Origin of the sequence: [Clostridium] ultunense DSM 10521 (genome assembly GCF_000511955.1) — a bacterium.
Classification (GTDB): Bacteria; Bacillota; Clostridia; order Tissierellales; family Tepidimicrobiaceae; genus Schnuerera; species Schnuerera ultunensis.
The window spans coordinates 626,637-640,211 of the sequence record NZ_AZSU01000002.1 but is presented as its reverse complement, the minus strand read 5'-3'; the positions used below and the strand labels follow the sequence as shown (position 1 = coordinate 640,211).

Below are 13,575 nucleotides of genomic sequence, written 5' to 3'. Positions count from 1 at the left end.
TCTATACACTTATACATTATATCATATATATTCTCCATAATTCCAAAAATTCCTTTTAAATATGCAATATTATCCAAAAAACCCAAAAGGCCATAAGGATAGACTTTTGTCTTTCCTTATGGGCCTATTTAATCGTTGATGGCTTTGTATTTTAATTTAGTTGCTTTCCCCCCTCTAATATGCCTTTCGGCTTTGTTTTGCTCCAGAACCTGTTTTACCATAGTTGCTATAAGAGGGTTTATCTTGGGAAGACGTTCTGTCACATCCTTATGAACTGTACTCTTACTCACTCCAAAAACACCTGCTGCTTGCCTCACAGTAGCTTTTTCACTTATTATGTACTTTGCAATTTCCAATGCCCTTTCTTCTATATAATCTTTCAAATAGGTCTACCCCCTTTGAACTTTGTTTTGGGTTTTTAATCTTTGTAAATACATATGCATTTTAAATTCCTAATAGAACAAATATATACTAGTTTCAATAGATAAAGGCTGGTATATGTTGTTTAGGATCAACGCTCATCCCATCTTTTATGACTTCAAAATGGATATGAGGCTCCATCATCATTTCTATTGAAGCTGTTCTACCGACCTTGCCTATTACTTCCCCCTTGTTCACCTGTACACCTTCTTGTACCATATTTTCCGTAGATAGATTAGCATACTTAGTCATAATCCCATTTCCATGGTCTAGTATAATTACTGTTCCCCATAATTGATCATTATATACTTCTTGTACTTTTCCTGATAGAGCAGCTACTACTTGGCTCCCTTCCTCTGCCAATATATCTATCCCTTTATGTCCTGTCCATTCGTCTAAAGTTTCCGAATAGATTAGATTATCCTTTGTAAAATCAGCTCCTAATATTCCTTCTACCGGTTTTATCATACTTTCAGCCAATTCTTCAATATTCTCTTCCTCAATAAATTCTAAATCTTCATCCATTTCTTCTATTTCTCCCTCTGACATTGTTTCCTTAGCTTCTTCCTCTTCAACTAATTCTTCATCCACAAATTCTCTTATTTCTTCCATTGGTTCCATTACTTTTTCATCTTCTTTATCCTCAGATATTGTAGAAGATTCTAATCCTAATTCTTCATCTATGATGATAAAATCCTCAACCTGGGATAGATTGTCTTTATTGCTTTCAGTTAAATTTCTCCTAGAAGCAAATACTGCTGAAATAGCTACTACACATACACAGATAAATAGAATAATATAAAATCCATCTTTTTCAATTAATTTAGCCAATCTATTTTTCATTCCCCCACCTCCATTAGGTATTATTTCCACTTTTATCTATTTAATACATGGATAAATAAAAATTTCCAGAAAAATATATAGGGGCAGACTCATGGGTCTGCCCGCTTTATGTACCCGTTCTAAAAATAATATAGTAAAATATAAACAGGGCAGATATACAGATCCGCCCCTACCATTAATTGTTCAATTATTTAAATTGTCCATTGTCATTTGATGTAATTCTACGCCCGTATAATAATGTTTCAATATTTCTTCATAATCCCTGCCATTCTTGGCCATGCCGTTAGCTCCCCATTGACTCATGCCTACTCCATGGCCATAACCTATGGTTTCAATATCTACTATATTGGTCTTTGGATTAAAAGTTATCTTAAAATTAGTAGAATTAAGTTCGAATAACTCCCTTATTTCCCTGCCATTTACTACTGAACCATCTATGGCTAATTTTTTTATCCTTCCACTTTGGGTTTTTTCTACTAGCTTAATCTTTTCCCCTAGATTATCCTTAGTAATATTAGAACCTGGATATTTTTTAAGCAATTTCTCAACAAATTCATCCCCTGTCATTGTGATTAAACTCCTGAATTTAGGAGCATCTTCCTCATAGGGACTTTCAACTGCTTTCAAATAAGGTAGATCTACTGCAAATACATTTAAAGCATCCTCTGTCATCCCTCCACTGGTAGAGTGGTATAGAGGTTCTATTATCTCTCCTCCATAATATAAAATTTGCCCTTTAGTTGAAACAACTGCTTCTTCAATTTTAGGCCAATATTTTTCCTCCCAATCTTTGGCATGGATATTGTTTAACTCTTCTAGTGTAAGATAGGCCTGGCAGTGAATGCCTGTACAAAGGGGAGCCTCAATATGATCAGGATGGCCTTCTCTATATTTTAAAGTCCTACTTATGGCATAGGTTCTGCTAGCCACGGCTTGAGCTTTTAAGGCTTCAATATGGAATTCAGCAGGCATTTCAGCTGCTACAACTCCTTTTACATATTCTTCTAAAGCCATATCTATAACCTGCTGATTCCTAGTATCATATACTTTTATGTTCCCATTAAATTCATTTTCAGAAGGACTTTCCTCTACCTGAGACCTAACAATTTTCTTCCCCATTTTGTTTTCCTTAGGAACAAAATTAAAAGTTTTAACTATTATGGATGGTATAAAAATAATAATTACCAAAACCACAACAGTATATATTCCGATTTTTCTCATCTTTTCCCCCTCTTGCCTTAAGTATACAATATAATATGCTAGGGAAGATAAAATTATAACAAGATTAAGCATCTTAGATTGCCAATTTAGAAGTGGAAAGTAGGAATACCCTTCGAAGGTAAGTCTTATACTGCTAGTTCCAGGGTTATACAATAGCATTAAATAAAAATGGGGCGACCTTTGGTCGCCCCATAATTACTAAATATGTATTGGCGAATTCATCCGCCAAGAATTATCAATTGTGAACCATGCATTGTGAACTGTCAAAATTGTCCATTAATTAAACCCTATATATCTTAGCTCCTAATTTGGTTATCTTTTCTTCTATATTATCATATCCTCTATCTATATGATAAATATCTCCTATTTCTGTAACTCCATCAGAAACTAAGCCTGCCAATACTAATGCAGCCCCTGCTCTTAAATCTGTAGCCTTTACTGGAGCTGACATTAAACTGTCTACCCCTTGAATGATTGCAGATCTACCATCTATTTTAATATCTGCACCCATTCTCTTCAATTCATCTACATGCATAAACCTGTTTTCAAAGACCGTTTCAATAATTACACTTGTCCCTTGGGAAACGCTCATAAGGGACATAAATTGTGCCTGCATATCCGTAGGAAATCCTGGATAGGGTAAAGTTTTTATATCTACAGCTTTTATTTCATCAGCTCCTATTACCCTTACTTTATCCCCATTTTCGTATATTTGACATCCGGCCTCTCTTAATTTTGCAATTACAGGCTTAATATGGCTAGTTATAACATTTTCTACAACAATATCTCCTTTAGTAATAGCTGCTGCTACCATAAAGGTTCCTGCTTCAATCCTATCTGGAATAATAGAATGGGTAGCTCCACCTAGTTCTTTGACACCTTTTATTCTAATACTGCTAGTTCCAGCCCCTTTAATATCTGCCCCTAATTTATTAAGAAAATTGGCCAAATCCACTATCTCAGGTTCCATAGCTGCATTATCTATTATGGTTTCTCCTTCCGCCATTACTGCAGCCATCATAATATTTTCAGTGGCCCCAACGCTTGGAAAATCTAAGTAGATTCTATCTCCAACTAATCTATCTGCATAAGCACCAATATTACCATGATCTACATCTATTTCTGCCCCTAAAGCTCTAAAGCCTTTTAAATGTAAATCTATAGGCCTAGTCCCTATTGCACATCCTCCAGGCAAGGATGTTTTAGTTTTCCCAAGCCTGGTCAATAAAGGTCCCATTACAAGAAAAGAAGCTCTCATCTTGCTCATCAATTCATAGGGGGTTTCATAATTGTTTATATCCTTAGAATTAATCTTTATAATTCCTTTATCTAAAAACTCCACTTTTGCCCCTAAAGATGATAAAACCTCACATATAACTTCTACATCCTTAAGCTTTGGTACATCTTCGAGAATAATATCCTCCGTTCCCAATAAAGAAGCTGCCAAAATCGGCAATGCAGAATTTTTTGCTCCACTTATTCTTACATTTCCCCTTAATGGAGGACTCTTCTCCACCATTATCTTATTCAAATAAATCCCCTCCTAATTCTAGTAGCCTACAGTTATTATAGGTGTTCCTATCCAAATATAGGTCCTATCTTCGTATTCATTAAATCGGACCGCAATATTCATATTCATTTTTTTGTTCCCTGTGAATACATATTCCTCAATATAGGGAGTGAAGATTGAAAGGCTTAAAACCCCGTCTTCTTTATATTCTTCAACAATTTTCCCCTTTATTGCTCTAGCCACTCCCAGTATTCTTTTTTCATTCTCTCTTAAATCCATATACCCATCAAAGGTTCCAATAACACAAGTAGTAATATTCACAGGTTTTCCATATTCATCGAAAATTTTTTCCACCTTTACTATTATATCATTAATTTCAACAAATTGCTCCTTATTTATTAAATTTATGAAAAGAGTTGTTTCACCTGGACCTAGGTCTACATCTTCATAGGAGGATAATGTAATAGTTACTATATTATTATAGCTATCCAATCCTTGAATCATAAGTTGAAGAAATCCCTCTTCTTCAACGATTTCTTCCCAATAATAGTCTCCTTCTACCCCTTCATATAGGCTTCCACTTTCTATTAAGTTACCTTTAATTTCCAAATTATTTCTAAGATTATTTCCAATATCTTTAATTTCTTCATACCCTATAAATCTATCAAGAATTGTTCCACCTAAACTTATATCCCCTTCTAAAAAGGTGGCTCCCGTCTCTTCTAAAACACCTATTAATAGATCCCTTTCTTCATATTGATCTACACTAAATCCAAATATAGGTATTAATAAAAATAAAATTATTCCCATCATAAAAAATTTCCCATTTTTTTTCATACCCTTACCTCCAATTATTTTTAAGGAGAAGGGTATTTAAATAAAAATGTAAAGGGGGACAAAACATTTTTATCATTAAAAAATACCCTTTCCTTATGATAAAAGTATTACCAAGAAAGGGTACTTTTTATACCTTATTGGTTAAAATTTTCATCGTTAATTTTTTTAATGTTTGCCACTTCTAACCTATTTAATGCTCTCTTTAGGGCATTTTCAGCTCTTACAATGTCTAATCCTTCAGGTTTTTCCTTTATACGCTTCTCTGCTCTTATCTTTGCTCTTTCTGCCCTCTCTATGTCTATTTCTTCAGGCCATTCGGCAGAATCTGTAATTATTGTAGTTTTATCTTTTTGAACGGAGATATAACCATCTACTATTGCAGCTACTCTTTTCTTTTCATCCTTAGTTATTCTTACCTTCCCTATGGCAAGGGGAGTTAATAGAGGTGCTCGATTTTCTAAAACGGCCAAATCCCCTTCTATTCCTCTCACAATGACCATATCTACTTCATCGGAGAAAAAATTCCTATCTGGGGTAACTATTTCAAGCATAAAACCCATAACTATCCCTCCATATTCTTAGCTCTTTCTAAAACATCATCGATGGTCCCTACCATAAAGAAAGCCTGTTCAGGAATATCATCATGTTTCCCTTCTAATATTTCCTTAAATCCTCTTACCGTTTCCTTTATAGGTACATAAATTCCATTCATCCCTGTAAACTGCTCTGCTACAGTAAAGGGTTGTGACAAGAATCTTTGGATCTTTCTTGCTCGTGCAACAGTCAATTTATCCTCGTCAGAAAGCTCATCTATACCTAGTATAGCTATTATATCCTGTAAATCTTTATATCTTTGCAATACTTCCTGAACACCTCTTGCTACTTCATAATGTTCTTGCCCTACTACTTCAGGGTCCAAAATCCTAGATGTAGAATCCAATGGGTCTACTGCTGGATAGATCCCTAGTTCAGCAATTTGACGAGATAATACAGTAGTTGCATCTAAATGGGCAAAGGTAGTTGCTGGTGCTGGGTCTGTCAAGTCATCGGCAGGCACATATACGGCTTGCACCGATGTAATAGAACCTTTCTTTGTAGAAGTAATCCTTTCTTGAAGTTGACCCATTTCTGTTGCCAAAGTAGGTTGATAACCTACTGCAGAAGGCATCCTTCCAAGTAAAGCGGATACTTCTGAACCAGCTTGAGTAAATCGGAATATATTATCGATAAACAATAATACGTCCTGACCTTCTTCATCCCTAAAATATTCAGCCATAGTCAATCCAGAAAGGGCTACCCTCATCCTAGCTCCTGGTGGCTCATTCATTTGGCCAAATACTAAAGCTGTCTTATCTATTACCCCTGATTCTATCATTTCATAATAAAGGTCATTTCCTTCCCTAGTCCGCTCTCCAACACCGGCAAATACTGAAAGTCCACCGTGTTGGGTAGCAATATTGTTGATTAGCTCTTGAATTAAAACCGTCTTTCCTACTCCTGCCCCACCAAATAATCCTATTTTTCCACCCTTTGAGTAGGGTGCTATAAGGTCAACAACCTTAATTCCCGTTTCAAATATTTCTCTAGAAGTTCCTTGTTCTTCAAAGGAAGGAGCTGGCCTATGTATGGGCGCCATTTTTGCTTGCTTTACTTGCTCCTTACCATCTATAGGTTGACCTAATACATTGAATAATCTCCCTAAGGTTTCCCTACCTACTGGAACTGCTATTGGTTCACCAGTATTTACTGCCTCCATCCCTCTTACAAGACCGTCAGTTGTACTCATAGCTACACATCTAACTGTATCATCTCCAATATGCTGAGCTACTTCTACAACCAATTTTTCTTCACCTGTATCTATTTCAATTGCATTTAACAATTCAGGTAGGTTTTCTTCACTAAATCGGATATCCACAACGGGGCCTATTACCTGAACAATTTTTCCTATGTTCTTTTCCATATCCCCACTCCTTTCTCTATTACTTAAGAGCTTCTGCACCTGAAACAATTTCTGAAATTTCTGCAGTAATGGCTGCTTGACGTGCTCTGTTGTAGCTTAATTGTAATTCATCTATCATCTCTTCTGCATTATCTGTGGCAGATTCCATAGCAGTCCGCCTGGCTCCTTGTTGGCTACATGACGATTCGATTAAAGCGCCATATATTACGGATTGTATATATTTTGGTATTAAATAATCTAACACTTCATCTGGAGAAGGCTCAAACTCTATAATGGCATTTTTCTCAGCCTGGCCTTCCTTTAATTCATCATTGGGAAGTATTCTTATTAACTTAGCCTCTTGAGAAATGGTAGTAATAAATTTGGTATAGGCTATATATACTTTATCTACTTCCCCTTTTTCATAAATATCCATAATCAGGTTTCCAATAGCTTTGGCATGGGAGAAAGAAGGTTCCTCTGTAATATGGAGAAATTCACCTATTACATTATAACCTCTCCTTTTAAAATAATCCCTTCCTTTTAATCCTACTGTTACTAAAGAAACCTTGTCTTTTTTATTCCTTATTTCATCTTCAACTAACCTATTAATATTGGAATTAAACCCTCCAGCTAAACCCCTATCGGCAGATACCACTATATATACAGCTCTATCCCCTTTCCTAGCTTTTAAATAGGGATGGTTTAAGTTCTTGGTGTCCTTAAGTACCTGCTGTATATTTTCGTAAACCGTATTATAATAAGGCCTTGACTTTTCCAGTCTCTCCCTGGCTTTTCTGAGTTTTGCAGAGGCTACCAATTCCATTGCCTTAGTAATTTGCCTTGTACTACTTATCCCTCTTATTCTTCTTTTTATATCTCGCGTTGATTGAGCCAATTATTCCACCCCCAAATTATTAAGGGAATACTAAAAACTCTTCTTGAATTCTTCAATAACTTCATTTATCTTTTCTTCCGTATCTTCGGTTAAATCCTTAGTTTCTCTTATGGACTCAATTATCTCTGGATGATTGTTGTTTACATAATTTAAAAAGTCTTTTTCAAATTGGGCTATTTTCTCTATAGGAATATCTGCTAAATGTCCATTGACTACTGCATAAAGGATTACAACCTGATCTTCCACTTTCATTGGGCTATATTGAGGCTGTTTTAATATTTCCATCATTCGCTCCCCTTGGTCTAGTCTACGTTGGGTATCCCTGTCAAGTTCAGAACCAAATTGAGCAAAGGCAGCTAAATCCCTATATTGGGCTAATTCAAGTTTTAAACTTCCTGCTACCTTTTTCATAGCCTTTATCTGAGCAGCTCCTCCAACCCTGGATACGGATAATCCTGTATTTATAGCAGGTCTTTGTCCTGCAAAAAATAGATCCGTTTCAAGGAATATTTGACCATCGGTTATGGATATAACATTAGTTGGAATATATGCAGAAATATCCCCTGCTAAAGTTTCTATAATAGGTAAGGCAGTAATTGAACCTCCACCATATTTATCATCTAGTTTTGCTGCCCTTTCTAGAAGCCTTGAATGAAGATAAAATACATCTCCAGGGAAAGCTTCTCGTCCTGGTGGACGTCTTAAAAGTAAGGACATAGCCCTATAGGCAATAGCATGTTTTGATAAATCATCATAGACTATCAGTACATCTTTGCCATTATCCATAAACTCTTCTCCCATACTTACACCTGCATAGGGAGCTATATATTGTAACGGTGCTAATTCACTAGCAGTAGCTGATACTATAATAGTGTAATCCATAGCACCTTTTTTCTCCAACACATCTACTATTTGAGCTACAGTAGATCTTTTCTGTCCAATAGCTACATAAATACAGATAACATCTTGGCCTCTTTGATTTATAATAGTGTCTACGGCTAAGGCTGTCTTTCCCGTCTGCCTATCACCAATTATAAGCTCCCTTTGTCCCCTACCAATTGGAAACATAGAATCGATAGATTTAATTCCCGTTTGTAATGGTTGATTTACAGATCTCCTTGTAATGACCCCTGGTGCAATCCTTTCAATAGGTCGAAACTTAGTTGCATTTATAGGCCCTTTTCCATCAATAGGTTGACCTAAAGCATTAACAACCCTGCCTATCATAACATCTCCAACGGGAACTTCTACTATCCTCCCTGTCTTCTTTACAGTGTCTCCTTCTTTTATATTCTTGTCGGATCCTAAAAGTACACAACCAACGTTATCCTCTTCCAAGTTAAGAGCCATCCCATAAACCTCTCCTGGGAATTCTATCAATTCCCCAGCCATACAAGCTTCCAGCCCATGGACTCTTGCGATACCATCTCCTACTTGAATAACTGTTCCTATATCTACCATATCAAGTCTTTTTTCATAATTTTTTATCTGTTCTTTTATTACAGAACTAATTTCTTCTGGTCTTAACTCCATTTTTTCACCCCAGCTTTCCTATAATGTTGCGCCTTTTATCGTTTTTTCTATACTTTGTAACTGTCCTCTTATAGTTCCATCTATAATTTTGTTTTCAACTTTTAAAAGAACTCCTCCTATTATATCTCTATCTACAACATTGTTTAATATTATAGTCTTATTGGTTTTATTGCTAAGTACTTGAGCTAATTTGTTTTTAAGCTTCTTATCCATATCCACTGCTGTTATAGCAGTTACCTCTAAAATATTTTTATGTTCATTAAATAGTTCTTCAAATTCCTTAGATATTTCAATCATAGATCCTTCTCTTCTTTTATCTACAATAATATATAGAAAATTAAGTATCTCTTCTGATACCTTTCCCCTAAATATTGAGGATAATAGATCTTTTTTCTCATCCTTTGAAATCTTCGGATGATTGAGTATCTTTTGAAGGTCTATTTCTGTCCTCAAAACCTTTGAAACATTTTCTATATCCTCTTTAAAATCTTCCAATTTGTTCAATTCTAAACCAGCTTCAAAGAGAGCTTCAGCATACCTTTTACCTACTAATTTTGCCATTCTCTCGTACCTACCTCATCCACAAATTTTTCAATTAAGTCCTGTTGAGAAGCTAAGTCTACATCCTTTTCAATTATCTTAGAAGCAATTAAAACTGCCATCTCGCCTGCCTGCATCTTTACATCCAAAAGGGCCTTTTCCCTTTCAGCTTGGATCTCCCTTTTTGCTTTCTCAACAATATTTTCTGCTTCCTTCTTTGCTTCAGCTATTATATCTTCTTTTATTTCTTCTCCTCGTTTTCTTCCACTTTCAATTATTTCCTGTGTTTCCTTTCTAGCATCTAGAAGCTTGGATTCATATTCAGATTTCAATGTAGCTGCTTCTTCTTTTAATACTTTTGCTCCATCTATATCATTTTGAATCTTTTCTTTTCTTTCGTTAAGAATCTTAGAAACTGGTTTATATAATAATTTTGAAAGACCCCAAAATAATATCAAAACCGCTAATAGGGTTAAGATCATCGATGAGAGTTCTGGTATTACCCTTACATCAAACATAACTAAGCCTCCTTTTTATAAGGGGTATTAGAGATTGGGCTCCTATATATTTGGGAACCCTTCTCCTTATAATCCTAGATTTAAATATGCTGTCAATAGTGGTCTAACGAATAATAGGATTATGGCAATAACTAATCCATAAATACCAGTCGTCTCTGCTACCGCTTGACCTAAAAGCATGGTTCTAGTAATATCTGCCTGGGCTTCTGGTTGTCTTCCAACTGCTTCTGCAGCCCTTGCTGCCGCATTACCTTGACCAATACCAGGTCCTATACCTGCTATCATAGCTAAACCTGCACCTATTGCTGAACATCCTAATATAAAAGCTTCACTTGTTATTCCTTGTAACATATTAATTTCCTCCTCCCAAATTTTAGAAAAATATTAATCTAAATTGCCACCAATAAATATCATGGTTAGCATAGAAAAGATAAATGTTTGTAATACACCTGAAAACAGGTCAAAATAAGCATGTAACGGTGGAGTTATTATTGGTGCTATTAAACCTAAAGCCTGGTATAATAATCCCATTATAATTACCCCACTTAAAATATTTCCAAATAAACGGAAAGATAAAGATATAGGGTTAGCTAATTCACCTATTACATTTAAAGGAGTCAAAAAAGCCATAGGCTCAGTGAACCCCTTTAGGTAACCTAAAATACCATTGTTTTTTAATCCATAGAATTGGGTTAATGTAAAAGTTATTAATGCTAAGGTCAAGGTTACACTATAATCAGAAGTAGGCGGTGTAAATCCTAATAATCCAAATAGATTGGCAAACAATAAAAATGCCATAAGACTAAATATAAAAGGTGCAAACCTTAAATGTTTAGCCCCCATAGTCTGTTTGACTAAATTTTGGACTGCTTCAACAGCTAGTTCAATCACATTAAGGAAATTTGAAGGCTTCTCATCTGCACTTGCTTGTTTGACCTTTTTATTTACTATTGCCGCTAAAACAAGTAATATTATTACTACTAAATATACATTAACAATAGTATCTGGTATAAAGATGGATTTACCAAATATATTTAATGTAAATTCTATTTTCAAGTATCTTCAACCTCCTTTCTTCCTTTCCTATATAATAGTATAGCAAATTTCTTGAATGTGATTAATCTTTATTTTTTTTATAATTAGTATTAATGAACGCAGAAATAACAATTACCATCTTTATCATAAAAAGACCAAGTACAGTTGTGAAAAAATTTAAATAATCGGCAATAGCTGCTATAATTAGGACTATTGCGTAAATAGAATACCTAATGAAATAATGGAATATTGAGTAAGTATAAGCCTTTGATGATTCCATAGTCACTGCTCTTTTAGCAGTCTTTTCAATTAATTTAAACCCTAAAATACCTATAGTTGTTCCAAAGATAAAACCTAAAACATAAGGTTTTGCATCTTTTAGTCCTATAAACATTATTCCTATAATAATCAAGCTATATACAACAGTTTTCCTAATTATATGGAATACTAAATTTTCGTCATTAAACATCATTTCACTTCCTATTGTTTTTATTTTTATCTGCTAGTTTGAATAAATTTAAAAAACCTGCTCCTGCTCCCAATATGATAAATATTAAAGTAAATACCATATCCGTGCCAACTTTCCTATCAATAAATCCACCTAAATATACTCCTACAATTATAGGAGTTATAATAGATAAGCCTACTTGGGTTATTAAACTTAAGTTTTGAAGCATGTTTTTATTATTCTTTCTATTCAAACAAAACACTCCAAACAATAGTTTGTTAAATATATAACTATACTTTAACCTTAAAAATTCATATAATATAAATATACTTTAAATTCAATAAAATTGCAAATATTTATTAGTAAAAAAAACCCCATAGCTGGGGTTCTTTTTATACTTCCATTTCAACTAAATCTTCTGCTATTATCAATTTAGCTTCTGTGGCTTCTTGAACCTGGTCTACGGTAAACTCTGGATTGATTTCCTTTAATACTATACCCTCATCTGTTATTTCCATTACTCCCATTTCAGTTACTATCATATCTACTTCTTTTGCAGCTGTTAAAGGCAAGTTGCATTTTTTAAGTATTTTATGGTTTCCTTTTACCGTATGCTCCATAGCAATAATTACTTTTTTAGCTCCTACTACTAAGTCCATGGCGCCACCCATTCCTGGTACCATCTTTCCTGGTATCATCCAATTGGCTAAATTCCCTTCTTCATCTACTTGTAAGGCACCTAAAACCGTTACGTCCACATGACCTCCGCGGATGATTCCAAAAGATATAGAAGAGTCAAAGAAAGCTCCTCCGGGCAATATGGTCACTTGTTGACCTCCAGCGTTAACTATATATTCATCTTCTTCCCCTTCTGCAGGGGCAGGTCCTAATCCAACGAAACCGTTTTCCGACTGGAATAAAACATTCATATCTTCTGGAACATAGTTAGCCACCATAGTAGGTAGTCCAATACCTAAATTTACTATATCTCCATCCTTTAATTCTTTAGCTACCCTTTTAGCTATTATTTCTTTTATTTTAGCTCTATCCATTATTTGTCACCTCCAACAGCAATATAATCAATAAATAATCCAGGAGTAACAACATGGTTTTGATCTATTTCCCCTACTTCTACCAGGTTTTCAGCTTCAACGATTACCGTGTCCGCAGCAGTAGCCATAAGGGTATTAAAGTTTCTTGTAGCGCCATAATAGACTACATTGCCAGCCTTATCTACAGTATGTCCAAGCAATAGTGCTACATCCGCTTTTAAAGGTAATTCTAATAGATATTCTTTTCCGTCTATTTCTATCTTTTCTTTTCCTTCTTCTACAACCGTTCCTACGCCTGTTGGAGTCAATATGCCTCCAAGACCAGCACCAGCAGCTCTTATTTGTTCTGCTAAAGTTCCTTGAGGTACTAAAACAACCTCCATTTCGCCAGAATTCATTTGATTCCCCGTTTCCTTGTTAGTTCCCACATGGGAAGCTATTAATTTTTTAATCTGCTTATTTACAACTAGCTTTCCCACTCCTGAATCGACGAAGCCTGAATCATTACAAATTAATGTTAAATCTTTAACACCTTTTTTTACTAGCGCATCCACAAGCTTATGGGGGGTACCACAGCTTAAGAATCCGCCAACCATAATGGTCATACCATCTTTAATATGGCTAACAGCTTCATCTATAGTTACTACTTTCTCCATAAAAACACCTCCAATTAATTCAATGTACAATTAGAACTAACCTTACTAGGCGACTTGTTAGTCGCCTAGCAACTGCACATTGTTAAAACCCTTGTTACAATTTTATCAAATAACTTGCATTTTAT

Annotated in this window: 17 protein-coding genes; all 17 read right to left on the bottom strand. The window is 35.0% G+C overall.

Annotated elements, in window-relative coordinates; all coding sequences use genetic code 11:
- Window positions 1-128: 128 nt before the first annotated feature.
- The gene (spoIIID, locus tag CUL_RS0105835; RefSeq protein WP_005584568.1) at window positions 129-383 is read right to left on the bottom strand and encodes a sporulation transcriptional regulator SpoIIID; all 255 of its coding nucleotides are present in this window, start codon (window positions 381-383) and stop codon (window positions 129-131) included.
- Window positions 384-477: 94 nt separating this feature from the next.
- Entirely contained in the window at window positions 478-1,263 is a 786-nt protein-coding gene (locus CUL_RS17935) for a M23 family metallopeptidase (protein ID WP_005584569.1), read from the bottom strand.
- A gap of 183 nt (window positions 1,264-1,446) precedes the next feature.
- Window positions 1,447-2,484 carry a stage II sporulation protein D gene (gene spoIID, locus CUL_RS0105825; RefSeq protein ID WP_025640787.1) on the bottom strand — a complete coding sequence of 346 codons (1,038 nt, stop codon included), beginning with the start codon at window positions 2,482-2,484 and terminating at the stop codon, window positions 1,447-1,449.
- A gap of 280 nt (window positions 2,485-2,764) precedes the next feature.
- Window positions 2,765-4,015: a UDP-N-acetylglucosamine 1-carboxyvinyltransferase gene (gene murA, locus CUL_RS0105820; protein WP_005584571.1), complete on the bottom strand. Its 1,251-nt coding sequence runs from the start codon at window positions 4,013-4,015 to the stop codon at window positions 2,765-2,767.
- Between the two features lie 18 nt (window positions 4,016-4,033).
- Entirely contained in the window at window positions 4,034-4,831 is a 798-nt protein-coding gene (locus tag CUL_RS0105815) for a YwmB family TATA-box binding protein (RefSeq protein ID WP_005584574.1), read from the bottom strand.
- Between the two features lie 134 nt (window positions 4,832-4,965).
- Window positions 4,966-5,391 carry a F0F1 ATP synthase subunit epsilon gene (locus CUL_RS0105810; protein ID WP_005584575.1) on the bottom strand — a complete coding sequence of 142 codons (426 nt, stop codon included), beginning with the start codon at window positions 5,389-5,391 and terminating at the stop codon, window positions 4,966-4,968.
- A 2-nt stretch (window positions 5,392-5,393) separates the two neighbouring features.
- Window positions 5,394-6,791 carry a F0F1 ATP synthase subunit beta gene (gene atpD, locus CUL_RS0105805; RefSeq protein ID WP_005584576.1) on the bottom strand — a complete coding sequence of 466 codons (1,398 nt, stop codon included), beginning with the start codon at window positions 6,789-6,791 and terminating at the stop codon, window positions 5,394-5,396.
- 19 nt (window positions 6,792-6,810) lie between these two features.
- Complete coding sequence (gene atpG, locus CUL_RS0105800; RefSeq protein WP_005584577.1) at window positions 6,811-7,668, bottom strand: ATP synthase F1 subunit gamma; 858 nt, start codon at window positions 7,666-7,668, stop codon at window positions 6,811-6,813.
- 30 nt (window positions 7,669-7,698) lie between these two features.
- Entirely contained in the window at window positions 7,699-9,201 is a 1,503-nt protein-coding gene (gene atpA / locus CUL_RS0105795) for a F0F1 ATP synthase subunit alpha (RefSeq protein WP_005584578.1), read from the bottom strand.
- Window positions 9,202-9,219: 18 nt separating this feature from the next.
- Complete coding sequence (locus tag CUL_RS0105790; protein ID WP_005584579.1) at window positions 9,220-9,762, bottom strand: F0F1 ATP synthase subunit delta; 543 nt, start codon at window positions 9,760-9,762, stop codon at window positions 9,220-9,222.
- Complete coding sequence (atpF, locus tag CUL_RS0105785) at window positions 9,750-10,259, bottom strand: F0F1 ATP synthase subunit B (RefSeq protein ID WP_005584580.1); 510 nt, start codon at window positions 10,257-10,259, stop codon at window positions 9,750-9,752. Before atpF ends, CUL_RS0105790 begins: the two co-directional genes overlap by 13 nt.
- 66 nt (window positions 10,260-10,325) lie before the next feature.
- Entirely contained in the window at window positions 10,326-10,610 is a 285-nt protein-coding gene (atpE, locus tag CUL_RS0105780; protein WP_005584581.1) for an ATP synthase F0 subunit C, read from the bottom strand.
- A 33-nt stretch (window positions 10,611-10,643) separates the two neighbouring features.
- A complete protein-coding gene (gene atpB, locus CUL_RS0105775; protein WP_005584582.1) occupies window positions 10,644-11,315 on the bottom strand; it encodes a F0F1 ATP synthase subunit A in 672 nt (223 codons plus the stop codon).
- A gap of 61 nt (window positions 11,316-11,376) precedes the next feature.
- Window positions 11,377-11,763 (bottom strand): ATP synthase subunit I, encoded by a 387-nt coding sequence (locus CUL_RS0105770; RefSeq protein ID WP_025640785.1) that lies wholly within the window; start codon window positions 11,761-11,763, stop codon window positions 11,377-11,379.
- A 4-nt stretch (window positions 11,764-11,767) separates the two neighbouring features.
- Window positions 11,768-12,004 (bottom strand): AtpZ/AtpI family protein, encoded by a 237-nt coding sequence (locus tag CUL_RS0105765; RefSeq protein WP_408065616.1) that lies wholly within the window; start codon window positions 12,002-12,004, stop codon window positions 11,768-11,770.
- A 130-nt stretch (window positions 12,005-12,134) separates the two neighbouring features.
- Window positions 12,135-12,794 carry a 3-oxoacid CoA-transferase subunit B gene (locus CUL_RS0105760; RefSeq protein ID WP_005584587.1) on the bottom strand — a complete coding sequence of 220 codons (660 nt, stop codon included), beginning with the start codon at window positions 12,792-12,794 and terminating at the stop codon, window positions 12,135-12,137.
- Window positions 12,794-13,450 carry an acetate CoA-transferase subunit alpha gene (gene atoD, locus CUL_RS0105755; protein WP_005584589.1) on the bottom strand — a complete coding sequence of 219 codons (657 nt, stop codon included), beginning with the start codon at window positions 13,448-13,450 and terminating at the stop codon, window positions 12,794-12,796. The genes CUL_RS0105760 and atoD overlap by 1 nt, the downstream gene beginning before the upstream one ends.
- Window positions 13,451-13,575 lie beyond the last annotated feature (125 nt).

Bases quoted from the DNA above. Each gene is read 5' to 3' on its own strand.
- atpA (WP_005584578.1), bottom strand. From the start codon at position 9,201: ATGGAGTTAAGACCAGAAGAAATTAGTTCTGTAATAAAAGAACAGATA.
- CUL_RS0105760 (WP_005584587.1), bottom strand. From the start codon at position 12,794: ATGGATAGAGCTAAAATAAAAGAAATAATAGCTAAAAGGGTAGCTAAA.
- CUL_RS0105790 (WP_005584579.1), bottom strand. From the start codon at position 9,762: ATGGCAAAATTAGTAGGTAAAAGGTATGCTGAAGCTCTCTTTGAAGCT.
- spoIID (WP_025640787.1), bottom strand. From the start codon at position 2,484: ATGAGAAAAATCGGAATATATACTGTTGTGGTTTTGGTAATTATTATT.
- CUL_RS17935 (WP_005584569.1), bottom strand. From the start codon at position 1,263: ATGAAAAATAGATTGGCTAAATTAATTGAAAAAGATGGATTTTATATT.
- atoD (WP_005584589.1), bottom strand. From the start codon at position 13,450: ATGGAGAAAGTAGTAACTATAGATGAAGCTGTTAGCCATATTAAAGAT.
- CUL_RS0105815 (WP_005584574.1), bottom strand. From the start codon at position 4,831: ATGAAAAAAAATGGGAAATTTTTTATGATGGGAATAATTTTATTTTTA.
- atpE (WP_005584581.1), bottom strand. From the start codon at position 10,610: ATGTTACAAGGAATAACAAGTGAAGCTTTTATATTAGGATGTTCAGCA.
- atpF (WP_005584580.1), bottom strand. From the start codon at position 10,259: ATGTTTGATGTAAGGGTAATACCAGAACTCTCATCGATGATCTTAACC.
- atpD (WP_005584576.1), bottom strand. From the start codon at position 6,791: ATGGAAAAGAACATAGGAAAAATTGTTCAGGTAATAGGCCCCGTTGTG.
- CUL_RS0105810 (WP_005584575.1), bottom strand. From the start codon at position 5,391: ATGGGTTTTATGCTTGAAATAGTTACCCCAGATAGGAATTTTTTCTCC.
- CUL_RS0105770 (WP_025640785.1), bottom strand. From the start codon at position 11,763: ATGTTTAATGACGAAAATTTAGTATTCCATATAATTAGGAAAACTGTT.